This window comes from Paraburkholderia sp. RL18-101-BIB-B (genome assembly GCF_046026985.1).
Taxonomy (GTDB): Bacteria; Pseudomonadota; Gammaproteobacteria; order Burkholderiales; family Burkholderiaceae; genus Paraburkholderia.
On the sequence record NZ_JARESV010000055.1, the window covers coordinates 1 to 25,244 of the forward strand.

The following is a 25,244-nucleotide window of genomic DNA, read 5'->3' on the forward strand; positions in this document are numbered from 1 at the left end:
CGGGATGCCACCGGGCGCCGTCTTGAGCCATTGATCGCACGCGGCCTCGTGTGACGCGTTCCGCTTCGGGACGCGCCGCGAGGCACGCGCTGTCGATGGGCTTTGTCGCCGTGCCACGCCATTACGTACTGGCCATGTTATCCCGCGAACCATTCCGTCATTTGGTGATGACGTACGATCTGCCTCGCTACACCGTGAAGCAACATCGGCATGCGCGTTCCCATCGCGATCCCGGCAATGTCTGGTTGAGACAAACCATTGCCGATCCTATGCCCTCTGCCGTGATGAATCACCCGTATGATCGGCCGCCCGAAACAAATCTCATCTGCGACTTTGAGGCCTTCTTTAAACTCCTCAAGTCGCGCTCACTTTCCGGTGCAAACCGAGGAAGGGACCTTTAAAAAATCCCTTCACGTGTAGCTCCAGCCCGTCGCGAGAGCTGCCTCCCGTATTAATCCGCGGCAGGGAAGTCAAGCGTAGTGTCGTTGATACGGTTGAACAGGTTGGTGAAAGCAATGCTTGCTACCGCCATTGTGACGTCGACAATTTGCGTATCGGTGACACCTGCTTCTTTGACGGCCTCCACCACATCGGCAGGAACCGTGCCGCTGGTGGTGATCAGATGTAACGTAAACCTGGCCAACGCATCATTGCGCGCATCGCCCGACGGCTGCGCCTGACGCAACGCCAGAATGTCTTCGCGGCCCAGACCTATTCTCTTTCCCATCAGTGTGTGTGCGGCCACACAATAGTCGCAGCCGGTAGTCTGGCTGACGACCAGTTTGACGACTTCGATATCCATAGCGCTCAAGCTGCTTTTTTTGAGCGAGGCTTCCAGGTTCAATACGGCTTCCAGCGCAACCGGACTATTGCCGCCAATTCCAATATATGAATTGGGAACCTTTCCGACCGTGCTTTTGACAGCGCTGAATAATTCGGCTGCACGGCCTGTGGCTTCGGACAATGCGATTGTGTAGAGACGGCTCATGATGATTTCCTTTACGTAATACGTCGGTTGAGAAAAATCTGTGTCATGGTTTGTTGTATTGAGAGCGGCTATTTACGCACCCGTATCGGCGATCAACGCCTCCACTCTGGAGAAGCCCGCCAGTTGTTCGTTGGTAAGAACCACCGCACTTGTCATCGCCGGGGCGGGATGCCAGGCCACGAGGGTTTGGCCGTTGGTGTTTTCGCGCACGAGCCAACCAGCGGCAAACCAAGAATTAGATACGTCTTATTACAGGCCGTCGTAGACCATCTTCGTAAATTGACTGCCGTTGAACACAAAATTCCCCCATTTGGCGTCGAAGGCCGCCGTCGGCTTGGCGGCAATAATTTCGTCCAGTGATTTGCCTTGCGATTTCAAGGCTGCAACGTTGTTGCGTACCGTGACCAACATGTCGCGGAATTCGATCAGTTGGGCGCGTGTACCCACTGCGCCGTGGCCGGGAACGACGATGGTATGGTCTGTCGTAAATGCCACAGCCTTGTTGGCCCATTGGATCGCACCGTCGATGTTGCCGCCGTCTTCATTGTCGATATACGGATAGATTCCGTTCCAGAAGGTGTCTCCCAGCGCTAGTACGTCAGCGTTTTCGAAGTACACCCATAGATCGCCATCGGTATGGCCATGACCGAAGTTTTCCACTTCGATGTTCGTTCCTGCGAAGGTGAAGGTCTTTTCATCATTGACGATCAGCGTCGGGCGCGCGCCTGCCGGCACCGGATCGAAGGTCCAATTCCAGGCATCGACATGCGTCGTCTCGGTCAGATGCCTCACGGTATTCTTGTGTGCAACGATGGTGGCGCCAGCTGCATGCATCCATGCATTGCCATCGGTATGGTCCCAATGCCAATGCGTGTTCACCACGTATTTCAGCGGCGCGGGACTGATCTTGTCGAGCGCGGCTTGCAGTTTTTCTTGCGATTTGCTGATGCCCGCGTCAACCAGAAACTTGCCTTCCTTGCCCGACAGGACGGTAATGTTGCCGCCCGAACCCATTAGCACGGTGATATTTTCTCGCAGGGGTTCCACGACGATATCCCCATCGGCACGGCGTAAATACCGGGCGCCCGCACCGGTATGAAAATAGTCGTCTGGCGCGGCGTCCTTTCTTGATGAAGACTGACTGCCGGTTCCGGCGAAGGCTACCGTAGAGGTCAACGGTAAACCGGCAGCAATGACGATCGCTACACACAACAGTTTGGAAAGTGCGCCTGATCTTTCTGCTAACTTGAAAAACGTATTCATGGTTCTTCGCCTTCGTTGAGCAGACTCAATCGTCTGCATGTGTGTCGAGTATGGGGATAGCCGGTTTCGCGATAACTGTGAACTGCCCGACTTCATTGAAGGCAGAGCCTGCGGCATTGCTGCCGATGCGCCGCCAACCAGCTGCCGATCAATAGGGCCGAAAAAAAGGCACCGGCAACGCAAACTCCTGACCAGCCCGCCTTGTAATAAGCCACGCTAGCCGCACTTGAACCGATTGCGCCGCCAAAGAAATAACAGGTCAGATAAATGGTCGTGATTCGGCTCCGCGCGTCTGGAGCGAGTGCATAGATCACACCCTGGTTGGAGATGTGCAAGCCCTGTACGCCCACGTCCAAAAGCAGAACGCCAACGATCAATGACGTCAGCGAGTGCGCACCAAGGTAAATGAACACGAACGACGCCAGAATCGCGCTGCTGAAAAGTCCGGTCGCACGATGTCCATGCCCGCGATCTGCCATTCGCCCCGCCGAGCCGGCCGCGAGCGCACCAGCGGCGCCGGCCAGACCAAACACTCCGATCTTCGCCTCGGAGTAATGGTAGGGAGCGGCATTGAGAAGAAATGTCAGTGCGGTCCAGAAGATACTGAAGCAGGCATAGCCCAGAGCGCCATACAGTGAGCGCAGGCCGATCGTTGGGTGTCGATCCAGCAGTGTCAGCAGAGACCGCAGCAACTGACGATAGCGCCAGGCTTGATCACTTCTTCGGTCTTGCGGCAATGCTCGCAAAAGGCACAAGGTGAGAAGCAGGATCAAAAATGCGGCGACACCATAAACGATTCGCCAGCCCGCCAATTGCGCGATGGTTCCGGAGACTGTTCGTGCCAGCAGGATGCCGAGAAGCAAACCGCTCATCACGGTGCCTACTACGCGTCCACGCTCGTCGTCTGATGCGAGCGAAGCGGCGAACGGAACTTGCAACTGTGCAGCGCACGAGGTGGCACCGAGTAGCATGCTTGCCGCGGCAAACAGCTTGAAGTCAGGGCTCAGAGCTACTGCGAGCAACGCGAGCACCGTGAGCAGAAGCAAGGATACGATGAGTGTGCGCCGATTCAATACGTCGCCGAGTGGCACGATCAATAGCAGGCCACACGCGTAGCCAAGCTGGGTGAGCGTAACCAGGAAGCCAACCCGGGCCGGACTATAGCCGAAGGTACTCGCAATAGCGGCCAATAGCGGCTGTGCATAGTAGATGTTCGCGACAATGACGCCGGAAGCAAGCGCAAACAGTAGCGTCAGCCGTCTCGTCAGATCAGGTGTTCGGGCAGACATGAATGTCCTTGTCACGAGTGGGGGCCGCGTCAGGTGTGGTCGGAAAACCGTCGATCGGCTTTTGTACCGTCATCGCCTCAAGCCAGGGGTTGACGAGATAATGATGGGCGTTGGCTATAGCGTCCAAGATCGGTTTACTATTCGACCAATAAGCATCTCCTATAGTTGAGGCGTCTTGCTACTGCGGCACATTCGCGACTTCCAACACTGTCGCAACGGATCAAGCAGTTGGGATACGCAATGGGTGCGCAACTCCTGGAGCGGTCAGGACGCACAATCCGGCTCACTGATGCAGGCAGAGGTTATGCACGGTACGCCCGCCGTGCACTGCAGGATCCGGATGCCGGAAGGCGGGCCATTCATGAGGTGCAGGGACTGACTCGCGGTGATCTTCGATTGGCGATGACGCCGTCGCTCACCGCCTCTTTGATTGGCCCGTTGGTGGAGAACTTCAACGCGCGCTATTCGAGGATCAATCTCAGCGTTACGGAAATGAACCGGGATCGCGTCGAGACCCTTCTTGCGCAACCCGACGACGCCCGTTATCCATTCGTGAGTTCGAAAAGGAATCGCTCGTGCTGCTGAGCAGCGATTCTTCGACACGTGAACATATAGACCGCTATTGCCAGGCGCAACGCGTCAAACCCCAAATTGCGATCAAGGCGAATTCGCTCAGCGGGATCATCCAGCAACAGTCACCCGCCGCCGACGTCTCCTTTTTCGCGGCGGTTAGCGCTTCGTATCGTCTTGCCTGGAACCCAGGGCCGCAGCAATGCGGTTTTGTGCAGCGACGAGTTGGTCATCGGTAGTCGCCACCAGCCATAGACGTGCGTGCTCCGCAATCTGGCGGTTGTGGTCCTTCAACGGGCCCATCGCGGCGGCTGCCTTCCAGACCACCGAGCCAATTCGGCTTCGCCTGCCCGATGGCGCGCCTACAAGCAGGCAGTACGGTCCCAGTGGAAGCGATACAAACGGAAGCGCCGGACTGGCGCGCACGCGCCAGTCGATGAAGGGTGTCTCGCTGATAAGCAGCGGCGTGGGCAAGCCGTAAAGCACACTGAAATCGTACAGCGCCAGTTGTTCCGGCATGCCGGCGTAACTACGCCGGATGTCGTCGACAACCGCCGCGCGGATCTCGTCCTCGAACATGGGTTCCTGCGCGTAGCGGGCAATTGCCTCTCGCGCCGCCAATTGATATGCGCTGAACAGGCCGAGTTCAACGCAGTCCTGCACTGCGCGTTGAACCTCCGCTACAGAACCAGCCTCCTCTGGCTTGCCCAACTGCGCAGCCCGCAAAAACCGCGCAAGTCCCGCCTCCTGGATCGCAGGCCCATCCACAGATACATCGTCTTGAGCGTCCTTACCAAGGGGCACGTAGGTATATTTCTCGGCTGCGAAATGCAATTTCTTGCCTTCATCAAACTTGATCTCGCCATCGACGCAGTCCAAATAGCGAGTCCCGATTCGACCATGTTCCCAAACCCAATTTTTCAGGAGTGGACGTAGTGGATGCAGTCTGTCGTGATCGGTCATTGAAACCTCCAGGTGCCCCAGTATAGTTCCAAGTTGCGGATTGTTCCGTGGACGACATGGCGATCGTTCAAACCGTTGGATCGGCCCTCTCCAATCAAGCCAGGCAGAGCCCTGCTGGCTCAGCAGCGACCGGCCCGACAGATCAACATCGACCCACGACGGTCCATCAGGTATATGTAAAGCGGCCATTCAATGCTGCCGTTTCTATCTTGAACACCGCTTGGCGCTCAGATTGGGCGTTATCGCGCAAATGCCTGTTTCTTAGAATGGGATTGACTGCATGCGAAACCAACGGTATTTTTTCTGACGGGGCATCACGCCCCCTGCGCCGCCTCACAGTTCATTTCGGTTCCGTGCCGGCTGTGAAGGCTCGTCGGCACGGATACTCGGACCGAAGCCATGCGTATCTACTTCCAGAACGCGTCTATCCCGACGCGGGCCGCCAATCGACTCAAATATCGCCTTTCTCTAAAGGAATCCCAGGCGCGCCAGGTGACCTCCGAAGTCTTCGGCTATAGAGACTGGACCGACCTCCACAGCGAGCTGGGCAGCAAAGCAGCTTCCGCGCTCGACGAGGCGTGTGACAGCGCGACGCTAACCGAGAGACGCGTCTATCAGGTGTCGCAATTGCTCGCATCGTCAGTTGATCTTCACGGCGAATCCGCGGACGACTTCGTTCGCTGGTGGCAACCATCGGCCGCGCATGCGCACGAAGAGGGTCGCAACGCGCCAGAAACGCCGTTTGCCGGTTCGAAGGAAGATCTGAGTTTTCAAGAGGCGCTTAGCACGTTGGCTCACGCCGGGCAGCATTCCGTTGGCCACTTCGAGCAAGCGCTCGTGACTGGCATACACAGAACGGAAAACGAAAGCTCGCTGAGGTTTGTAGAAACGATTGCTGATGAGTTGCTAAGCGGCAACCGAAACCGGGAACCCGAAGTGGCTCGTCACCTCCTTGAGGCTTTGGCCTCGCGAGGACTGCCCCGGTCGATACTTAACCTGGCGACGAGTTTGACGCTTGGCGATGGTGGGCCCAAAGACGAAAAGAGAGCCGCGGACCTGCTTGAGCAGTTGGCCGGATCTGCTTCAACCCCCGATGATCTGAAGCGGATTGCCGAATCACGCCTAGGCACCGCCTAAGCATTTGGCGCTCCGCAGAAACCCAGTGCGTCAATAGCTCTGCATTTGTGGGAGTGAGCGTCGGAGATGGGCGACGTCCCCGCTGCATTCAACGCCAGACCGTATCGCGACGCGCGGTGAAAAAGAGGGATCAACCAGCGGATCCGGCGAAAGCTGCTCGTACCTATCGGCTCGTAGCGGTCAACCAGAAAACCATTTGTGCGATCGCGGGCCGTCGAACGATCGCAAGGGAGCGGGCATTGTCGATTGGGCGCTCCGGGACATGCCGGGACGGCACTCGAATGAAGCGGCAGGCCGCCGATATGGCTGCATTACTCATACGCCTGCATTGCCCGCGCCTGCGTCGTATCCTTGAAGACGTTCGCGACAGAATATGCGGAGACGAGGATGAAGACCGACAACGTATTGGAAGGAGGCTGCGCATGCGGCGCCATCCGCTATCAGGTCACCGTTGTTCCGACCGACGCCGGCTTTTGCCACTGCCGCTTGTGCCAGAAGACCACCGGCGCAGCGGTGACCGCATCCGCGTCGGTGCCGATCGGCGAGTTCAGGTACGTCAGGGGTGAGCCGCGGGTGTATGAGTCGAGCACCTGGGGCGAACGGCGCTTCTGCGGTCATTGCGGTACGCAACTCGAGTATCGCGAGTCGGCGGCGCCGCAAACGGTCGAAATCAACTACGCGACGCTCGACGATCCCACAAGAGTCCGCCCGTCATGGCACGTGTGGTGCGCGAGCATGTTTCCTGGCCTCTCGTTGAGCGACGACTTGCCGAAGTATCAGGACGGCGCGTAGCCCGCTTCGCGGACTCTCGAAAGTCCGTTCGGTCCAGACGGCTCGGGCGGTTCACGACGCCTGCGGCTCAGACATGCTGCATCAATGCGGCCGTCAGAAAGATCAGCGATGCGGCAAGGCTCGACACGCTGCGCACTGCATGAAGTCTGCCCCACTTCTCGAGCAACGCCCTCGTTTCAGCCGATGCGAGATCACGCCCTTGCGCTAATAGCTGCGCGTTGGTGGGCTTAATGATGATCAAGGTGAACGGTACGACACTGCCTATGAGCAGCGCACCGACTAGCCATAATGCGGTTCCCCCGAGCCACCATGCCACGATACCGGCAATGCAACTCAAAACGGCCAACGGTGCTTGCATGATCGTCGCCCGACGGTAGCTCGGCGCCCAGACCGTCGCAGCCGTCCTGGTGTCGCATTGCATCCGGGCTGGATGTTCGACGAGACTGATGTAGATCGCCGCCCCAGAAAAAACGGTACAACCCAGCGTGGCGATGAATTGCGCAACTCCCAGCATGCAAGCCTCCCTATAGGGCGATGGCCGATGAACATCCTGATTGATACATACCTCTATGCCTTTCCAAAGACCCGCAACTAGTGGCCGCCTACGTCCGGTCGCAGCATGCATGGCCTGATAGGTTCGCGGCTCCCCGATCTGGTCGGGTCGAAAAATGCATAATCTATTGATTATCGTTACCATGAAAAACATTAACTATCGTAAATTTCAAACTGATCCTACTCTCTAGTCACCCTTCACGTCGTGCCTCGCTTGCAGCGCTCGAGCCGCCGGCCGCGTGATCGGGGCGAGGTCGAAGGAGAGGGTCATGAACACCGCCGAGAAGTCCCTGCATTACGTGGTCGAAAAGTGGCTTGCACCCGTTCCGCCGGTGCGGATCCGCGTGGTTCAGTTCGGTCGTATGCGTGCTGACGGCAGCCGCTACGTGCATGTCGAGGCGTCGGCTCCGGCCGGCTCGCGTGCAATCTTTTTCTTTCGGCACGATGACGGCCGCTGGTGCGTATTTCCTCCGCGGATCGCGCAACCATCGATGACCGGTTATCGGCTTGCGGCTTGAACTGCATCGCACGCCCGGCAAAGCAACGGACAAAAACGAAACGGCATCGCCATGCAGTCCGCCCAGATGCAATGCAGCGAATCCGAGTTATTCGCGTTGTGAAAAATGTCGACGGTCAGCGACCCGGTCTTAGCGGGAGATCAATTGCGACTTCACCGCGCGTCGCGCCAGGTTTTCTCGGATAATGACGCCCAGTCAGGGATGAGCGTTGATGCGCCCAAGTCCCATAGCTATGGGAGGTCACTATGCATCTCGCCGGCACCATACTTCCGATCTTTGCCATCATTCTAACGGGATGGTTTGCCGGCGCCTCCGGCTACATGCCGCGCGCGCTGGCCGCACCGCTGATGCGCTTTGCCTACTACGTGGCGATGCCCTCCCTGGTCTTCCTGACGATCGCCGATCAGTCGCTTCACTCCCTCCTTGACTGGCGCTTTATTGCTGCGTTCGGCGGCGGTTCCATGATTTGCTTTGTGGCTGTGATGATGTTTGTACGAATCGCGTGGGGCGCAGGCGTCGGAAAGAGCGGAATATTGGCTGCTGCCGTGTCGATGACGAACACCGGATTCGTTGCGCTCCCTATATTGAAGTCGCTTTTTGGCCCACCGGGCGTGCTCGCGGCTGCGATCGCAACCGTCTTCGTCGGCGCCATCATGTTTCCGATACTGGTACTGCTGCTCGAGATCGGGCGATACGATACATCGCGCAATATACGCACGGCGGCGCTGTTGCGGCAGATCGCCACCAATCCCGTCATCCTTGCCACGATTTTCGGACTGCTTTGGTCGATGCTCGGTTCGGAACTGTCCGGACCGGTCACGTCATTTCTCACGGTGCTCGGAGAAGCGTTGACGCCATGCGCGCTGTTCGCAATTGGACTTGATCTAACAATCGCCGAACTGCGCGAGCGGCTAGGTCTCTATGCGTTGCTGACGGCGCTCAAGCTGGCCATCATGCCGCTCGTGGTCTACGCGCTTTGCCTTGCGGCAGACCTCGACCGGACTGCGACCGTCGCCGCCGTCGTGTGCTCTGCCGTGCCCACCGCCAAGAGCGCGTACGTGCTCGCGGTTGAATACGACGTCGAAAAGGCCGTAGTGGGCGCAGTGATCTCGATGACTACGCTGTTTTCAGTCGTCACGCTGCTCGCCTGGCTTTACGTTTTGTAGCGCGGAGTCGCCATGGTCGCAGAACCTTTCTTCGGACCGTGATAACCGAGATGTCGAACTTCTTCCGGGTCAATAACCGCGTGTGCGGTCGACGATGTTCGTCAGCGGCTCGCCGCGCAGGAATCGCGCGAAATTGCCCAGCCAGAGTTCAAGCACCCGCAGATTGTAATCGGGCGCATCGCACGAAATGTGCGGCGTGACGACGAGTCCCGGCACGTCCCACGCCGCATGTTCCGTCGGCAAGGGTTCAGGGTCGAACACGTCGAGCAGCGCGCCGCCGCACTCGCCCGAACGCAGCCGCTCGAACAGTGCCGCATAGTCGATCAGCGCTGCGCGCGAGAGGTTGACGATGCCCGCACCGGGCCGCATGCGGGCGACGCGCTCGGCGGAAAGAAGACCGCGCGTCGCGGGCGTAAGCGGCGCGGTGACAACGACGAAGTCGGCTTGAGGCAGCCAGTCGTCGAGTGTGGAGATCGTCGCGAGCACATCGACCGCTTCCGCCGTCGGCGCGGCGCCGCTCCGGTTCAATGCAATCGTTCGCAGGCCGAGCAAACGTGCCGCGCGGCTCGCCGCCATGCCCAGATCGCCGAAGCCGATTATCAGCGCCGTCTTGCCGCGAATCGATGTGGTCAGCCGCACGTCCCAGCGATGCGCCCGCTGCGCCTGAAACACGGCCGGCAGTTGCGCATTCAGCATCAATAATGCCATCTGCGTGTACTCGAAGGCTTTCTCACTATGAACGCCGCTACTGTTCGTCAGGATCAAGTCGGGACGCAAGCGATCGAGCGGCATCAGATGATCGACGCCAGCACCCGTCGTGTGAATCCAGCGTAGACCTGGCGCGTCGTTCACCACGTCATGCGGAAATCTCGACGCCAGCAGGAAGTCGACGTCGTCGAGCGGACGCGCGAACCGTTCGCCGTCCCAGCCGAACGTCACATCGATGCGTTGTGCGAGATCGGGATGCCGCGCGCAGGCGGCCTGCCACACGGTTTCATGAAGATGAAAAGGTGGCGGCTGACGCCGCTGACTTTCGAGGTGCAGCCGGTAACGGCGGGTGGGCTCGGTCATCCGGGCAGCATCCTTAGAGAGGAAGTGCAACGAGCGTGTCGTAGCGGCACGAATCCGTGACGACCGTGCGCTCATGCAGCAACGCGCGGCCGCCCGCGAGGACGACCTGGTCGACGTAACGCCCCGCGCTAAACACGACCATCCCCCCTTCATAGCCGGTTCGCACGACCATGTAGCTGGTTTCGCAACCGATCAGCCCGTCTTCGACGCTGACGACTTCGGTCGGCCCAAGCACGTGACGGTAGACATGCGGCTCGAACACATTGACCGACTGGATCGAACTGACGCGATCCAGCAGCATGCCGCGCGTGTTGCAGAACCAGATACCGAAATCGCGGCCCGCTTCGAAATCGGTGCGCGTGAGAATGCGGTAAGTGCAATCTTCAGTGAAGAACTCCGGCCAGCGGCCGAGATCGCCATTGTCGATCGAACTGCAATAGTGGGTCATCAGGCGTGCGATACACGCGCCCGTCTGGGTGCTGACCTCCAGGTCAGGATAGCGCGCAACACTAGACATCCATCAGCTCTCTATAGAATTTCCAGAAGCCGCGCACCGAGGTTTCGGTTGCGCGGGTCGCCATCGGACCGGTGCCCTTGCCGCCCATCTCGATCACCGCAGCGTCGTCAAGATCGCCGCGAATGCCCTTTTCGACGAACGCGCCGATCGTGCCGTCTTCCATCGACACATAACCCGCGGGGCCGACCAAATTGCTTTGCTTGCGCCGGATGAGCGTTTGCTCCGGCGTGTCTTCCTCGAAACCGAGCACCGTCCAGATCAGTTCGCATCGATCCACGCCAAGCGGCACCACCTGCCGCACGCCTATCGAATTCATGATCTGATGCAGCACGAAGCCGGGGAAAATGCTCTGGATCGCGTTCGTGATCTGGTCGGGATACTCCATCCACTGATCGATCAGCGAAGGATCCTTCAGACCAAAATCGTCGCGCATGGCACGAATCACACCGGAGTCGTATGCCTGATCGCCGATGTCGGTATAGCGCTTCGTAAAGGTGATGTGATGCCGGCTGTCTTCATCCTGCAACGTACCGCCTTCCGCCGACAGCCGGTTGATCTTGAAGGTCGAGAAAAACGCGTGCAGCAGGCTCGGGTGATAGTTGTCGCGGCTATTCTCGACGTAGAGCTTCCAGTTGTTGTGCATCACCTGGCTATAGCGGCCAAGTATCTTTACGCGTCCATATAGCGTGCGCTCCATGTGCCGCACCATCGTTGGCCCGAGATAGTCCTTCAGTGCAGGGGCCTCGTCGGAGAATGAGCCGAACACAAGGCCGCGGATGGTCTCCACGCGCAGCTTCGTCAAACGGAACTTCGACTTGTCGAAATCCTCGGGCATACCACCTTTACCCTGCACGCCCTTCTCGAATGCGACGCTCGTCAGTTCACCGTCGAAGTTATAGACCCAGTTGTGATAGGGGCAAACGAAGTTCGGACGCTTGCGGTGACCCTGCGCTTCATAGCAAAGCACTGAGCCCTTGTGCACGCACTTGTTCACAAGCGCACCAATGGTGCCGTCCTGCTGGTGCACAACAATTACCGAGGTATGACCGACCCTGGTCGTAATGTAGTCACCCGGTTTGGGAATCTCGATGTCGAGGCAGAGGAAACTCCATGTGGGCCCACGGAACACGGCATCCTGCTCGCGCTCGTAGGTCGCCGCATCGGAGAACACACGCAGCGGCACGCGCGTAATGCCCTCTTCCGGCCAGCGGATCCGACTAGCGGGAAATCCAATGGTCGCGACCGTACCGTCGCACTTTTCCGTCATATTGCTGCTCCGTTGATGAAGGCCCGTACTCCGGTGTGGCCACAGCGGCCACGGGCCCATTCCCAATATCCGCTCATTTGACTGCTTCCGAGTCGAGATAAGGCTTCTGATAGAAGAGATCCGCGGGAAGCTCGCCCTTCAGCGTGCCGGCGGCCTTGAAAACTTCGAATGTGCGTTTCAGTGTGTCGATGTCACCCGATTTGAACGAGACCGTATTCATGGTCGTCCAGTGGTCGCCGTAAAAACGCGCTCCCTGGTCGCTCATGTTGCCGGCCTTCTTCAGTATCGCCACGACCGCGTCGGGATTGGCCGCGCCGAAGGCCAGCGCCTGGCGCATTGCCGCGAGCACCTTCACCGCATCCGCCGAGTTGTCCTTAAGCCACTCGCTGCGCATCACGGCGACACCGATATAGGGCGGTGTGCTCGCCTTCGTCATCTGTTTCCATTGATCGGACAATGTCGTGATCACGCGGACTTTCTGCGCACTGTCCGGCACTTGCGCCACCGTGGTGGGACGCATGACGGCGGCATCCACGTTCTTCTGAACGAGGAACTGCGCAAGACGCGGCTCGTCGCCCGCCACCAGGCGATAGTCGGCAAGCTTGAGTCCGTAATTGCCGTCGAGCACGGCGGTGCCGACGCCAGTGGTCGCACTGCCGATTGGCGACATGCCGATTTTCTTGCCGCGCAGTTCACCCGCGGAATGGATGGGCGAATCGGCAAGCACGACGATTTCCGCATCGACGATCTGCGTGGCGGCCACCATCCGGACCGGCACACCCTGCTGGCTCAGGCTGAATGCCCCCGCGAGGCTGGTGCCGAATGCCAGATCGATCGCGTTCGAAGCCAACGCGGTGGTCGGTCCATTCACGTCCGGAAAGTGGACAAACTGCACCTGCAGGCCCTGCTTCTCAAAGAACTTCTGCGCTTCGAGCACGGCACCGAAACCGAGGCTGGTGCCACTGGTCCAGTAGCCCACTCGCAACGGCGCCGCATACACACTGGTGAGGCACACGCCGACTAATGCGAGTGCGCATACTGCCTTTAGAACGGAACGAAACGATTTCATTGTGCTCTGCCTGAAATAGCGACGCCGTCGGTCTCCCTGGCATCGTCTTTAAAGGATTACTAAATGTCCTTATCAAAACATGAAGCACGGTGCAACCATCCGTCGAGAGGTTCCGCCTGAAAGCAAAGGCGGAAACTCCGTATCACTTGCCGATCGCTACCAGCGGCGCGTGCTCGAAGTCCTGTTTCATGCTGCGGAGCACACGCTCCATCGTCATGTCGCGAAACTTCTCGATGTGCCGGCGCGCAATGCGCGCGCCTGCCTTGCCGTCGCCCGCCGCCAGCACCTCGACCAACTGGCGGTGATCGTCGGAAATTTCCGGGCTGTCGTCTTCGTCGCTGAAACCGAGTGCCACCAGTCGCGTCATTTCGTCGAACAGCACCGAGATGCTGCGCACCAGACGGTCGTTGCCCGACGCCATCGCAATCACCAGATGAAATTCACGGTTCGCATCGAGGAAAAAGCCGATCCGGTTGCCGTGATTCTTCGACGCCGTATTGCCGCGCGCTGTGCGGTCGATCCGCATCAACGCCTTCGCGTCCACCTTGCCGGCCGCAAGCCGCGCGGCTTCGGGTTCGAGAATGAGTCGCAGCGCAAACACCTCCTCGACATCCTTCAGCGTGACCGGCACGACGACGTAGCCGTGTCGCGGAACCGAACGTACCAACCCTTCGTGTGTGAGACGCGCAAGCGCCAGCCGGCATGTCGACTTGCCGACGCCGTATTGATCCATCAGCGCAGCCTCGGTCAGCATGCTGCCCGGTTTCAGCGAACAGGACAGTATCGCCTGCCTCATCGCCAGATAAGTCGACTCGCCCAACAACTTGCCCTCGGCCGCCGCCTTGCCCCCAGAAATCACTTTTCCTTCCATGTGGCCCCCCGTGCGCTCTATCCTGGAATGGCTGTGTATTATGCTTACGTCTTTCTGTAGGCACCTCACCAACCTCAACTCATTCTAGGAGATGCATATAGGGAAGTAAACTGGACACAAAAAAGCACATCGCGTATCAGCCGGCAGTGCCGCTCCATCGGCGTACGGTTCGTGATTCGATATCGAACAGGTCAAGCACGCGCCCGAGCGTATGATCGACCATCTGATCGAGCGTTTCCGGCAGCGCATAGAACGCCGGCACTGGCGGATAGACGATCGCACCGGCGTCCGTGACGGCGGCGAGGCTGCGGATATGACCGGCATGCAACGGCGTTTCGCGCACCATCAGCACGAGACGGCGACGTTCTTTCAGCATCACGTCTGCCGCTCGCGACAGCAGCGAACTGGTGCAGCCGGTAGCCACTTCCGACAGCGTCTTGATCGAGCACGGCGCAACGATCATGCCGTCGACGCGAAACGAGCCGCTCGAAATGGCCGCACCGATATCGGTGTTCGGATAGTTGACGTCGGCGAGCGCCTGCAGATCGGCGAGCCGCATTTGCGTTTCCTGTGCGAGTGTCACCTGCGCCGAACGGCTGACCACCAGATGCGACTCGACCTCCAACTCGCGTAACAGACGCAGCAGACGCACGCCGTAGATCGCGCCCGACGCGCCGCTGATACCGACCACGAGGCGTCGCCGTGCGGCGGATTGGGATTTCATGCGATACCTCCGTTATCCACCGGATGCGGCCATTGCCCGCGCAAACACGTCATCATGGCTTTTGACCCGCTATGATCTTCTTTGCCGTTTCGTACGGCCCGGTGACGAATACATCGGGCGGAAGCGTCCCTTTGATCGCGCCGCTCGCCGCGAAGATCTGCTGCTCGCGCTTGAGCGTATCGATATCGACTGGTTCGAAGGAAATGCTGTTCAGCTCGGCCCAATGCGCGGCATAGATCTGCGCGTCGCTTGCAGGCAGATTCGCTACTTTCTGCAGGATCGTCGCGACCTGGTCCGGATGCGCGTTGCCCCAGGCGATTGCATTGTGAATCGCAACGATCAGCTTCGCGACGGATTGCGGATCGCGCTGGATCAATTCCGTGCGTGCCGCAGCCACACCCAGATAAGGCATCGCATCGGACTTCGTCAGCTTGTGCCATTCTTCCACCAGCGTGCCCAGACGCCGCGTCTTCACTTCAGTCAATTGCGCGACCGTGACGGAGCGCAGCGCCGCGGCGTCGACCTGATGCTGTACGAGAAACTGCGCGAGACGTGCCTCGTTGCCCGGCACCAGTGAATAATCGCCGGCGTTGAAGCCATAGTTCGCTTTCAGCACCGCGGCCGTCATCAGCGCGACCGAACTTCCCGACGGTGACATACCGATCTTCTTGCCGCGCAACTGCGCAATCGATTGGATCTGCGAGTCGGCAGGTGTGACAAATGTGACATCGGCCGGCGCTGTTGCACCGAAGATCTTGACCGGCACGCCGGTCGCCGCGATGCTGAACGCGCTCGCGCCTGCCACGCTGAAGCTCACGTCGATCACGTTGGCGGCGAGTCCGCTCGCCGGCGCGTTGACCTCGGCGAAGTGCACGAAACGCGCGTCGCCGATGCCGGCTTTCTTCAGGAAGTCGCCTGTTTCCAGCACGGCGCCGAGGCCGAGGCTCACGCCACTCGTCCAGTAGCCGATGCGCAGCGGCGCGGCTTGCGCGGAAAGCGCAAGCACGGAAATCACGGCGGCGAACAGCACACGCCTTGCAAGCAGGTAAGGTTGCATCACGTCAGCTCATCAACGGGGTGAATGGAGCGCTGCCGGCCTGCGCAGCGCACTGAAGGACATCGCGGCAATCAACGCCGCGTCGGCGGCACGGCGTCGAAGCGCGAACCGCGCACGCACAACTTGCCTTCCGCGGTTTTCCACAACTGCTTGCGTTCATGCAGTTCGCCGAGCGCGCGGGCCAGCGTGCGGAAGTCGTATTTCGACAGCCGCTCGGCGAGTTCGGTGTAGTAAAGCGGCGTGTCGCCGATGAGCGCGATCGCTTCGGCTGCGGCAGCCTCCACCTGTTCCGGCTCCGACACATGCACCGTATCGGCCTTGCCGCCGACGTAGTCCGCGATCTTCGCCGTGTCTGCGTACGCGTACGAAATGCGCTCATAGCGCTCGTGCGGAATGCCTTCCGAGATCGTTGCGTCCACACCGACCTTGGCGCCCGTCGGCACCATGCCAGGCGGCATCACCGGCAGACTCGGGTCGAGCGGCTTCGCGCGTGCGCCGGGGATCACGATCAGATCGCGGTCACCCTGCACGCGCGTCGCGATCGCCCATTCGACCTGTTCGCCGTTGAACACGTCGATGTCGTCATCAACGACCACCACGTGCTTCAGATCCATCACCGACAGCGCCGCCAGCAGCGCGTTCTTGCCTTCGCCGGCCTGCTTCCTGATCGAAATAACCGCGTGCCAGAATGCGCGGCCACCCAACGTTACGTTGATGTCCTTTACCTGCACGCCTGCCGTGCGCAGCGCGCTGCGAATCGCCTGATAGCGCGTCGGTGCCGCGAGCCACGTGTTTTCCCACGGCATGTGCAGCGAGTAATACATCGCATCGCGCCGATGCATGATCGCCTTGATGCGCACATCCGGATTCCAGTGCAGCCCGCCCATCAATGCGGTGAATTCGCCGAAACGGCCTTCCGGTTGCGTCCAGCCCGTCGGCAGGATTTCCGCTTCGATCACGATTTCCGAGTCGGCGATATACGGCAGATCGACGGTCTCGCAAGGCGCCAGTTCGACCGGCACGCCACGAATGCCGCCCGCGATCGCCATCTCATCGACACCGATCGGCGCGCGATAGCCGGCGCCCATGATTTCCATCGGATGGTTACCGATCGAAATGGAAATCGGGCACGGACGTCCTTGTTCATACGCACGCTGCGCGAACATGCGCATATTGTTCGGCGTCACGATGTCGATGCCACTCAGCGCTTTTTCCTTCACCATGAAGCGATAGATGCCGCTGTTCAGGCCGTACTCCGGATCGCGCGAAATCACGATACCCGCGGTAATCATCGGGCCACCGTCGAAAATCGAAGACATCGGAATGGGCAGGCGGAACAGATCGACATCGTCGCCTTTGTAGATCACTTCTTTCGTGGCCGACGTCGCGACGTATTTAGGCGGAATCGGGTTCTGGATGCCATGCGCCAGCATCTTCTCGATTTCCGAGTAGCTGTCGCAGCCCATTGCCATCATCGCGCGCTCCTGCGTGCGGATGATGCCCGACAGCAGCGGCATGTCGTAGCCGATCACGTTATGAAACAGCAGCGCCTTGTCGCTCTGGTCGACGAGCGTGCCCACGTGGCGGATGTCGACGGGCTGCCGTATATCGATCAGTTGCTGTGCCGCGCGCAGCCGTTCCAGGAACTCGCGAAAGTTCTCGTTCATACTGAACTCCATAATGTTGAATGTCGTGTCGGTTTCACTTATGCGGTCTCGCTATCCTGCAACGACGCAAGCGCTATCGCTTTCAATGCGGCGCGATCGATCTTGTTCGTCGACGCAAGCGGCAATGCATCGACAAACCACACGCGTCGCGGGTGCTGGTATGCGGGCGCATGAGTCAGCGCGTGCTGTTTGGCTTGCTCTTCCGTTAGCGACGCGCCCGCGCGCCGCACGACGAACGCCACCGGCTTGGTTCCCTTGATGTCGTCGGCAACCGGTACCACGCAAGCCTGGACAATATCCGGGTGTGTCTCCAGCATCTGCTCGACTTCACCCGGAAAGATGTTTTCGCCACCCGACACGAACATGTCGTCCGCACGGCCGACGAATGCATAGAAGCCCTGTTCGTCGCGGTGAAATACGTCGCCCGTTACATAGAAGCCATCTGCTGTCACCGGTAGCGGCAGGTCCGGCCGGTTGTGGTAACCGAGCATGACGGCCGGGCTTTTTACAGCCAGCACGCCGGTCGCCACACCTGTCGGCGGTGCGTCGAGCAACTTCACGCTCACTTCGGGATGCGGATATCCGACCGACAGCAAAGGCGGTTCGATCCTTTGCGGATGGGGCCCGAACACGATCGGCCCGCCCTCGGTCGTGCCGTAGACGTTAGTGAGCTTCGCATTCGGAAGTACCTCGCCGATTTGCGCAAGCAGACTCTCGCTAACGGGCGCCGAACCCATCCGGATGAAGCGCACCGACGAAAGATCCGTGCGCGCAAGCAACTCCCTTTCGCGCAGCATCATCGCGATCATCGGCGGGACGGAGGTGAGCCACGTGACCCGATAGCGCTCGATTGCCGTGATGTACATGCGCGCGGTGAATTGCGGAAGCAGCACGACCGTACCGTTCCCGTACAGCGACATCAGCACGAGCGTCAGCGCGTTCATGTGATACATCGGCGCGGCCACCAGAAAGCGATGCGCCGCCGGTGGCTGCGCGCGCGCACGCGTACGCGCCACCCACAGATGGCTGCCGTGCGAGAGCATCACGCCCTTGGGCTTGCCAGTCGAGCCGGACGTATAGAGAAACATTGCCGGCATGTTGGGCGTCGGCACGAAAGTCTCGAACGGGCCCGGTTCGACGAATGAAGCGAAACTTTCCTCTCCGGTCGAATCGAATACGACTGTCGGCAGATCGTCCGGGCAATCGGCAAGTCGCGCGGCGTCGCAAAATACCAGACGTGCACCGCTATCGCGGATCACAAAAGTGGAGAGCGCGGGCGGAAACCTGTAGTTGACCGGCACCGCGACCATTCCCGCGCGCATGATACCGAGCAGCGCCGCGACATACTCGGCGCGATTCGCCGCAAGAATGGCGACGCGTTCGCCGACTTTCAGGCCGCGCTGCACCAGTGCACGCGCGACGCCGTCAGCCAGCGCGTCGAGTTCCCCGTAGGTCATGCGCGTATCGTGCCACGCGCAACCTGTTTCATCCGGTTCCCCAAGCGCGATCACTGCAAGCTTGCACGGATCGCCGTCGGCTTCGATCAGATCGCCGAGATTCTCAGGCGTGGGCATGTTCAACTGCTCCGATAAATTCAATGACAGTATTGAGTTCGCCTAACAGCAGGGCTACGGACGATGCGTCACTCTGCGCATGGGCCGACGGCATCAGTCGCACGACGCTCTCGTCGGCATGGGACGCGAGCGCGTCCAGACGTGCACGCATCGCGGCAAGGTCGCTTACCTCGACGACGACCGCGCCAAAATAGCTGTCGCGCCCAGCTGCGTTACATACGAGGTCGCCATAGCGCGCGCGGTAGGCCGCGCCATCGACAAAGTCCAGATCGAAATCACCCAACGCAATGCGCGAGTGCCGGGCGGACGGCGATTTGAGATCCGACTCCCCAGCGATCAGCGCATAACGGCGCGCTTCGTGCTGCGGGTCGTCACTCACGATCACACATTCCCTCAAGCGCTGCGCGCCGTTCGGATGCTTCGTCCATTCGGCACGGAAGACCCATTCCGGCGTCAGGTGCTCGCAGAAATAGACGCGCCCGGCGGACAGTTCTTCGGCCGCGAGCCGGGTCGTCCTGAAACGGGCGATCTGCTCGACGCCTTCAATATCGACGGGTCGCGTGAACGACTGCGGTTCAGTGGCGCGCACGCCGGCGTCGATCAAACGCGCATAGGTTTCCTGCGCGTCGTCCGTCTTGAACACGAGACCGTCTATACCTAGACGGCTTTCGAGAATCTCGCGTCGCAACGTGGTGGCGCCGGGCGGCAGGCCAACCAGTTCGAGATAATGTCCATCGAACATCATCAGGTGATTGACCGAGCCAAGCGAGTGATAGCCGCGCGGCGTCAGCGCGAAGCCGAGCGCTTCGAAACACGACGCCGCGGCGTCGGTTTCGAACATCGCGTTCACGACGACATGGTCGAGCGTCGATGTCGCCGTGTTCATCATGCCTTCGGCGCGGGTGCCGGCGCGGTCGAATAGACGCCCCGGCCGCTTGCGAGCAGCGCGCCGGACTGGTCATAGATGTGCGCCTCCGCAACCGAAATCGCGCTGCCGAACTTCACGACCTTGCCGCGCGCGATGAGGTCGCCCGGCATCGCCGCGCGGTGATAGTCGACGCGCAGATCGATCGTCGGTACGCCGCGGCCCGTTTTCGACACCAGCGCCCAGTCGGCCGTGAGGTCGACCAGCGCGGCAAGAATGCCGCCGTGCGTATAGCGGCGTTCGGGGTTCACGACCCACTCTTCGCGCCACGTCGCGGCGATTTCGATCGAGTCGTCGCCGACTTCGAGCACACGCAGACCGAGCCACTGATGATAAGGACCGCGCGTGAGCATTGCCTGAACCTGCTCCGCGGTAAGTTGCTGGTTATCAGCCATTCGAGTCTCCGTATTTTTATGGGGTAACGACAATCTTGCCGAGCACTTCCCGATCGCGAATCATGCGCAGGCCTTCGGCGGCCTGTTCGAGCGGCAACACCTTGTCGATCTGCACTGCAATCTTCCTGGTACGGATCAATTCCATCAGTGCAGAGAGGTTGTCGTCATAGAAACTGTTCGATCCGATCACGCGAATCTCGAAGCTCCAGATGTAGCGAAGGTCTTCCTTGGGATCGTGGCCCGCGGTCGCGCCGCAGACAAGCAGACTACCGCCGCGTTTGATGCATTTGAGCGACGGCACCCACGTATCGCCACCGGTGAAATTGATCACGACGTCCGCGCCGCCTTCATAGCTCCGGCGTTGCGGCTTGCCGTACTTCTCGATGACCCACTTCGAGAAATCGGTGTCGCGATAGTTGATGACGTGGTCGGCGCCCATGGCCTTGAGCCGTTCAGCCTTGTCCGCGCTGCCGGCGGCCGCGATCACTTCCGCGCCGAGCATTTTGGCAAGCGTCACGCAGCCGGTTCCGACACCGCCGCTCGCACCCAGAATGACCACACGATCCCCCGGCTTGATAGTGTTGTGCGTGACGAGCATCCGGTGCGCTGTACCGTAGGCGACCGGCAAAGACGCCGCTTCTTCGAAGGTCACGCCTTCTGGCATTGCGATCAACTGGTCCGCGCTGACGAGGCAGTACTGCGCCATGCCGCCGTCGAGCATTTCGCCCATCAGACCTTTCTTCTTGTTGAGCGGGTTGACAAGCACGCGCGCACCGACCGACCAGTTTTCGACGTTGTCGCCAACCTCCGTGATCTCTCCCGCCATATCCAGACCGATGACCACAGGCAGCGGCACCTTGATGCCCGGCATGCCCTTCACCGTAAAGACGTCGTGATAGTTGAAAGACGACGCGCGCACGCGGATGACCACGTGACCCGGCACCGCCTTCGGCATCGGTAGCTCACCGACATGGAGTTTGTCCACGTCACCGTGTTCAGAGAGAATCAAAGCCTTCATCGTACCGTTCATATGTACTCCTATTTATGGAATGCAGACGCTCTACTTCTTCGTAAATTTCGATTACTTCAGCCCGCGGCGCGGCAGCAGTGCGTCGCGAGCCATTCTTTATGCTCGTTTCTTCCAGCGGAACAGGTGGTTTTCAAGCGGCTTGAGAATGCCGTACTCGAGCACCACCATCAGCACGACCATGGTGAGCGTCCATGCGAACACCTGATCGGTCTGAACAAGGTCCGCCGCCTGACGCAGCCGGTAGCCGACGCCGTTCGACGAACCGATCGTCTCTGCCACCAGCGACACCCGCCAGCCGAAGCCGAACGCAAGGCGCGCACCGGAGAAGAAATACGGCAGCACGGTGGGCAGATAGATCTTGGTCATCACCTTGCTGCGCGACATCTGAAAGCTGCGGGCAAGCTCTACGTATTCGGCGTTGACGCTTTGCGCGCCCTGCCACACGTTCGTGAGAATCAGCGGCATCGCTTCCATGAACACGACGAAGATGGTCGTGCCGTTCGAGATACCGAACCAGATCAACGCGAAGATGGCCCAGATCGCAGCGGATACCGTGTTGACCACCGACAGCACCGGCTCGCAAAAACTGCCGAGTCGCCGGTTCGCGCCGAGCAGGATGCCGAGCGGCGTGCCGACCAGCGCGGCCAGAAGGAAGCCCGCAACGACGCGGTACAGCGTAATGCCGAGGTCCTCGGCAAATGTGCCGGTGGCGATCAGGTCAAGCAGCGCGTTCCACGTTTTTTCCGGGCCGGGCAGGATGAAGGCCGGCACGCGTTGCGCCGCCAGCCACCACAGGATCAGGAATATGGCGAGCAGCGAAAGACGTTGACCGGCGACTTTCGCAAAGCGGGTCAGGCGGCCAAACCGTGCGGGGAAAACAGAACTGGCGGTCGAAACAGAAGACATCGCAACGTCCTTAAATGAGGGCGCGCACGCGGCGCACCGTTTCCGCAACTTCGGCGGCGAGCGGATCGCGCGGCCGCGGCAGGTCGATCATCAGCGCATCGCGCACACGTCCCGGCCGCGGACGCAGGACAACCACCTTGTCCGCGAGGACGATGGCTTCTTCCACGTCGTGTGTGACGAATACGACGGTCATCTTCAACTGCTCACGGATTCGCAGCAGTTCCGCGTGCATCTGCGAGCGCATCTGCGGATCGAGCTTGGAAAACGGCTCGTCCATCAACAGGATGTATGGCTTCACGACGAGGCTGCGCGCGAGTGCCACCCGGCTACGCATGCCGCCCGAGAGTTCGTGCGGATAAGCGTGTTCGAATCCCTCAAGGCCGGTCATCTTCAGCGCGGCCAGCGCGCGTTCGCGCCGCCGTTCGGCGTTGAGCGAGCCCGCTTCGAGACCGAACTCCGTATTCGCCACGATAGTGCGCCAAGGCAGCAGGCGGTCTTCCTGGAACATGTAGCTGACCACGCGGGTATCGTGAGTCGGCTCGCCGGCAACTCCGTCGATCCGCACGCCGCCCTGGTCCGCCTGCACCAGTCCCGCGATGATGTTGAGCAACGTGCTCTTGCCGCATCCGGACGCGCCGACGATCGCTAGCACCGAACCCGAAGGCGCGGTCAGGCTGATGTCTTCGAGCACCGCCAGCCTGCCGTAGTGCTTCGAGACGTGCTCAACTTCCACCGCGTTGCGCGCGGTGGCAGGCTTCTCAAACATGGCCTGGGTAGTTACCGCGTTCATCGTGCGCCTCGCAACGGGACGATCGGTGCGCCTGCATGCGTGTCGCGCAGGCTCGCCATGACCTTTTCCATCGTCATGTCGCGAAACGTCGCCACATGACGGTGCGCGATCTGCTCGGCACGCTTGCCGTCGCCGCTCGCGAGCGCGCTGATCATCGCCGTGTGGTCATGCCGGATCTCCGGCTTCGTGTTCTGCACGCCGAAGCCGAGCGACACGAGCCGCGCCATATCGTTGAGCAGGCCACCCAGCATGCGAACCAGCCTGCTGTTGCCCGAACATTCGGCGATCGCCATATGGAAAGCGGCATTCGCGTCCATGAAGATGCCGATCCGGCTGCCGATGCCAAGCGACGTATCGTCGTTGCGACACGCGCGCTCCAGCCGGTTCAACAGGTCGATATCGGCCTTGCCCGCGGCGAGGCGCGCCGATAGCGGTTCGAGTTCCAGGCGAAGCGCAAACACTTCTTCGACGTCCTTCAACGTAATCGGCGTCACCACGTAACCCTGACGCGGCACGATGCGCACAAAGCCTTCCTGCGCGAGACGCTGCAGCGCCACCCTGCAGGTTGCCTTGCCGATGCCGTAGCGTGCGGTCAGCGCGCTTTCCGTCAGCGTGGCGGCCGGTTCGATTACGCAGGACAGAATGTCCTGACGGATCGCCGAACACGCCCGCTCACTGAGAAGTTTTGCTTCGTTCGAACAGTCGATCAATTCCACCGTCGGAGCTGCAGGATCTTTCACGACACCTCTCCTTCGTCTCGTAAGCTGCTCACGTGGATCTGCGTGGGCAGGTGATGAGTTAACTTAGAACAGCCATTAAAAAAATGCACGGAAAAAAAACGTGACTTCTGAGCTGTTCAGCCAATGCGTTGAGCCCTATCGCATGCCATATACGCATGACGCTCACGGCGCGCTCATGCCCTTAGAACGAATGCAGAATCCCGAGCTGTGCGCCTGTCACCCCGTCTCCACGCGCCGGCGTGTTCGGTGTGATGGGGCCGTTGGCGATCAGCGCATAGGTCGCGCCGTGACGGTTTACGAGCCGCTCAAGCGTTCCATAGATGAGCGTCCGCTTGCTCAAGCTGTAAAACGCGCCAACGCTTACTTCGCCCGCGTTGTTATGCTGGCCTGAGCTGTCCTGCGCGTAGCCGATGCCGGCCGCGAGTCGTAGCGCGGGCGTGAGGTTGTACGTCGTCGATAGCGAATAGACGCTGTGATATTTGCCTTCGACATTGGTTGCGGTATTCGAGCCGAGGTTGTTGCCGCGGTAGTAGCCGAAATAACCCGTCAGACTGCCGAACTGATAGCTGCCGCCGGCGAACGTCGTCTTCGTATTGATTTTTCCGTTCGCGCCATTCTGTTCCGCGTGGCTGACGCCGAGGTATAGCGGCCCGTGCTGATAATCGATCGAACCGACATAGGCGTTCAACGCGTCATGCGGCGACGTCTGACCGCCTAGACTCGCACCCGCGGAGAACGTGAATCCCGCGACGTTCGGCGACCAGTACGTGATCATGTTGTCGTAGCGGAATGCGAACGTCGAAGCGTTGTGAAGAAACGAGCCGTACGTACCGCCGGAAAATGCGTCGAACTTGCTGTGCATCAGCAGCAGCACCGAGTTCTGGCGTCCGAAACGGAATTCGCCATACGGCGTGCCGAGACCGACCCACGCACTGCGACTGAAGGCGAGCGTGGAATCCGTCGCGGCCCCGGAGTTCGTGAGAATGCCGTTCTCGAGGTCGAACGTCGCACGCAGGCCGCCGCCGAGATCTTCACTCCCTCTGATCCCTATGCGGCTTGCCGACAAACCGCCACTCTGCATCGCAGTCTGTGCACCTTTACCGCCTGCGTTCGTGTAACCCACGTACGTATCGAGAATACCGTACAGCGTGACATCGGCTCGGGCCGGCGTCATTGTCACGGTGCCGAGTGCAACGAGCGCTGCAGAACAAGCCAAAGCCATCTTGCGCATTTCAAATTCCCGTTTCGGTAAATGGTTAATGTCGGATTACTAAACATCTCGTCGTGAAATACTCTGTCGATTACGATTTCCATGTGACGTGTACGAGAAACGCACACCCGTGAGGTGCTTACAAATAGTCGGTAAGCGCTCGACGATTGACTTTAGAACGACAAAAAAGAGA

General features: G+C 59.9%; 26 protein-coding genes and 1 pseudogene. 6 read left to right on the forward strand and 21 right to left on the reverse strand.

Features of this window, described 5'->3' with window-relative positions:
* The first annotated feature begins 95 nt into the window (after positions 1–95).
* The gene (locus P0D73_RS39520; protein WP_408183538.1) at positions 96–401 is read left to right on the forward strand and encodes a type 2 periplasmic-binding domain-containing protein; all 306 of its coding nucleotides are present in this window, start codon (positions 96–98) and stop codon (positions 399–401) included.
* Positions 402–451: 50 nt separating this feature from the next.
* Here P0D73_RS39520 and P0D73_RS39525 read toward each other — a convergent pair whose 3' ends face one another.
* The 3 genes from P0D73_RS39525 to P0D73_RS39535 form a co-directional block, all read right to left on the reverse strand.
* Positions 452–988, reverse strand: coding sequence for a carboxymuconolactone decarboxylase family protein (locus tag P0D73_RS39525; protein ID WP_408183539.1), 537 nt, complete (start codon positions 986–988; stop codon positions 452–454).
* Between the two features lie 249 nt (positions 989–1,237).
* Positions 1,238–2,251 carry an MBL fold metallo-hydrolase gene (locus tag P0D73_RS39530; protein ID WP_408183540.1) on the reverse strand — a complete coding sequence of 338 codons (1,014 nt, stop codon included), beginning with the start codon at positions 2,249–2,251 and terminating at the stop codon, positions 1,238–1,240.
* A gap of 92 nt (positions 2,252–2,343) precedes the next feature.
* Complete coding sequence (locus P0D73_RS39535; protein WP_408183542.1) at positions 2,344–3,540, reverse strand: MFS transporter; 1,197 nt, start codon at positions 3,538–3,540, stop codon at positions 2,344–2,346.
* 165 nt (positions 3,541–3,705) lie between these two features.
* Between P0D73_RS39535 and P0D73_RS39540 the strand changes: the two are divergent.
* A pseudogene (locus tag P0D73_RS39540) lies at positions 3,706–4,349 on the forward strand (LysR substrate-binding domain-containing protein).
* On the opposite strand, the gene P0D73_RS39545 reads toward P0D73_RS39540, so the two are convergent.
* On the reverse strand, positions 4,270–5,073 hold the full coding sequence (locus tag P0D73_RS39545; RefSeq protein WP_408183543.1) for a hypothetical protein: 804 nt from the start codon (positions 5,071–5,073) through the stop codon (positions 4,270–4,272). The pseudogene P0D73_RS39540 and the gene P0D73_RS39545 sit on opposite strands and share 80 nt — an antisense overlap.
* A gap of 399 nt (positions 5,074–5,472) precedes the next feature.
* Here P0D73_RS39545 and P0D73_RS39550 point away from each other — a divergent pair, with 399 nt between their 5' ends.
* Together P0D73_RS39550 and P0D73_RS39555 are read left to right on the forward strand one after the other, a co-directional pair.
* Complete coding sequence (locus tag P0D73_RS39550) at positions 5,473–6,210, forward strand: SEL1-like repeat protein (protein ID WP_408291966.1); 738 nt, start codon at positions 5,473–5,475, stop codon at positions 6,208–6,210.
* A 387-nt stretch (positions 6,211–6,597) separates the two neighbouring features.
* Positions 6,598–7,002: a GFA family protein gene (locus P0D73_RS39555; RefSeq protein WP_408182268.1), complete on the forward strand. Its 405-nt coding sequence runs from the start codon at positions 6,598–6,600 to the stop codon at positions 7,000–7,002.
* Between the two features lie 67 nt (positions 7,003–7,069).
* Here P0D73_RS39555 and P0D73_RS39560 read toward each other — a convergent pair whose 3' ends face one another.
* The gene (locus P0D73_RS39560) at positions 7,070–7,516 is read right to left on the reverse strand and encodes an anthrone oxygenase family protein (RefSeq protein ID WP_408182267.1); all 447 of its coding nucleotides are present in this window, start codon (positions 7,514–7,516) and stop codon (positions 7,070–7,072) included.
* A gap of 307 nt (positions 7,517–7,823) precedes the next feature.
* On the opposite strand from P0D73_RS39560, the gene P0D73_RS39565 reads away from it, so the two are divergent.
* Positions 7,824–8,072, forward strand: a complete 249-nt coding sequence (locus tag P0D73_RS39565) for a hypothetical protein (protein WP_408182265.1) — start codon at positions 7,824–7,826, stop codon at positions 8,070–8,072.
* 245 nt (positions 8,073–8,317) lie between these two features.
* Positions 8,318–9,238: an AEC family transporter gene (locus P0D73_RS39570; protein WP_408182263.1), complete on the forward strand. Its 921-nt coding sequence runs from the start codon at positions 8,318–8,320 to the stop codon at positions 9,236–9,238.
* Positions 9,239–9,307: 69 nt separating this feature from the next.
* Here the strand turns inward: P0D73_RS39570 and P0D73_RS39575 are convergent, their stop codons facing one another.
* From P0D73_RS39575 to P0D73_RS39650, 16 genes are all read right to left on the reverse strand, one after another.
* Entirely contained in the window at positions 9,308–10,309 is a 1,002-nt protein-coding gene (locus P0D73_RS39575) for a D-2-hydroxyacid dehydrogenase (protein ID WP_408182262.1), read from the reverse strand.
* A gap of 13 nt (positions 10,310–10,322) precedes the next feature.
* Positions 10,323–10,826, reverse strand: coding sequence for an aromatic-ring-hydroxylating dioxygenase subunit beta (locus tag P0D73_RS39580; protein ID WP_132381481.1), 504 nt, complete (start codon positions 10,824–10,826; stop codon positions 10,323–10,325).
* A complete protein-coding gene (locus P0D73_RS39585; RefSeq protein ID WP_408182260.1) occupies positions 10,819–12,093 on the reverse strand; it encodes an aromatic ring-hydroxylating dioxygenase subunit alpha in 1,275 nt (424 codons plus the stop codon). The genes P0D73_RS39580 and P0D73_RS39585 overlap by 8 nt, the downstream gene beginning before the upstream one ends.
* 73 nt (positions 12,094–12,166) lie before the next feature.
* On the reverse strand, positions 12,167–13,162 hold the full coding sequence (locus tag P0D73_RS39590; protein WP_408182258.1) for an ABC transporter substrate-binding protein: 996 nt from the start codon (positions 13,160–13,162) through the stop codon (positions 12,167–12,169).
* Between the two features lie 142 nt (positions 13,163–13,304).
* Positions 13,305–14,033: a GntR family transcriptional regulator gene (locus tag P0D73_RS39595; protein ID WP_408182256.1), complete on the reverse strand. Its 729-nt coding sequence runs from the start codon at positions 14,031–14,033 to the stop codon at positions 13,305–13,307.
* Positions 14,034–14,169: 136 nt separating this feature from the next.
* Positions 14,170–14,757 (reverse strand): UbiX family flavin prenyltransferase, encoded by a 588-nt coding sequence (locus P0D73_RS39600; RefSeq protein ID WP_132381473.1) that lies wholly within the window; start codon positions 14,755–14,757, stop codon positions 14,170–14,172.
* Positions 14,758–14,809: 52 nt separating this feature from the next.
* Positions 14,810–15,814: an ABC transporter substrate-binding protein gene (locus P0D73_RS39605; RefSeq protein WP_408182269.1), complete on the reverse strand. Its 1,005-nt coding sequence runs from the start codon at positions 15,812–15,814 to the stop codon at positions 14,810–14,812.
* 71 nt (positions 15,815–15,885) lie between these two features.
* A complete protein-coding gene (locus P0D73_RS39610; protein WP_132381471.1) occupies positions 15,886–17,481 on the reverse strand; it encodes a UbiD family decarboxylase in 1,596 nt (531 codons plus the stop codon).
* 38 nt (positions 17,482–17,519) lie between these two features.
* A complete protein-coding gene (locus tag P0D73_RS39615; protein WP_408182255.1) occupies positions 17,520–19,055 on the reverse strand; it encodes a class I adenylate-forming enzyme family protein in 1,536 nt (511 codons plus the stop codon).
* Complete coding sequence (locus P0D73_RS39620; RefSeq protein ID WP_408319303.1) at positions 19,042–19,944, reverse strand: VOC family protein; 903 nt, start codon at positions 19,942–19,944, stop codon at positions 19,042–19,044. The genes P0D73_RS39615 and P0D73_RS39620 overlap by 14 nt, the downstream gene beginning before the upstream one ends.
* Positions 19,941–20,375, reverse strand: a complete 435-nt coding sequence (locus tag P0D73_RS39625; protein WP_132381465.1) for a PaaI family thioesterase — start codon at positions 20,373–20,375, stop codon at positions 19,941–19,943. The genes P0D73_RS39620 and P0D73_RS39625 overlap by 4 nt, the downstream gene beginning before the upstream one ends.
* A gap of 16 nt (positions 20,376–20,391) precedes the next feature.
* Positions 20,392–21,405, reverse strand: coding sequence for a zinc-binding dehydrogenase (locus P0D73_RS39630; RefSeq protein WP_408182252.1), 1,014 nt, complete (start codon positions 21,403–21,405; stop codon positions 20,392–20,394).
* A 96-nt stretch (positions 21,406–21,501) separates the two neighbouring features.
* Positions 21,502–22,311, reverse strand: a complete 810-nt coding sequence (locus tag P0D73_RS39635) for an ABC transporter permease (protein ID WP_408182251.1) — start codon at positions 22,309–22,311, stop codon at positions 21,502–21,504.
* Positions 22,312–22,321: 10 nt separating this feature from the next.
* Complete coding sequence (locus P0D73_RS39640; RefSeq protein ID WP_408182250.1) at positions 22,322–23,101, reverse strand: ABC transporter ATP-binding protein; 780 nt, start codon at positions 23,099–23,101, stop codon at positions 22,322–22,324.
* A complete protein-coding gene (locus P0D73_RS39645) occupies positions 23,098–23,841 on the reverse strand; it encodes a GntR family transcriptional regulator (RefSeq protein WP_132381458.1) in 744 nt (247 codons plus the stop codon). The genes P0D73_RS39640 and P0D73_RS39645 overlap by 4 nt, the downstream gene beginning before the upstream one ends.
* A 181-nt stretch (positions 23,842–24,022) precedes the next feature.
* Positions 24,023–25,072: a porin gene (locus tag P0D73_RS39650; protein ID WP_408182249.1), complete on the reverse strand. Its 1,050-nt coding sequence runs from the start codon at positions 25,070–25,072 to the stop codon at positions 24,023–24,025.
* Between the last annotated feature and the right edge of the window lie 172 nt (positions 25,073–25,244).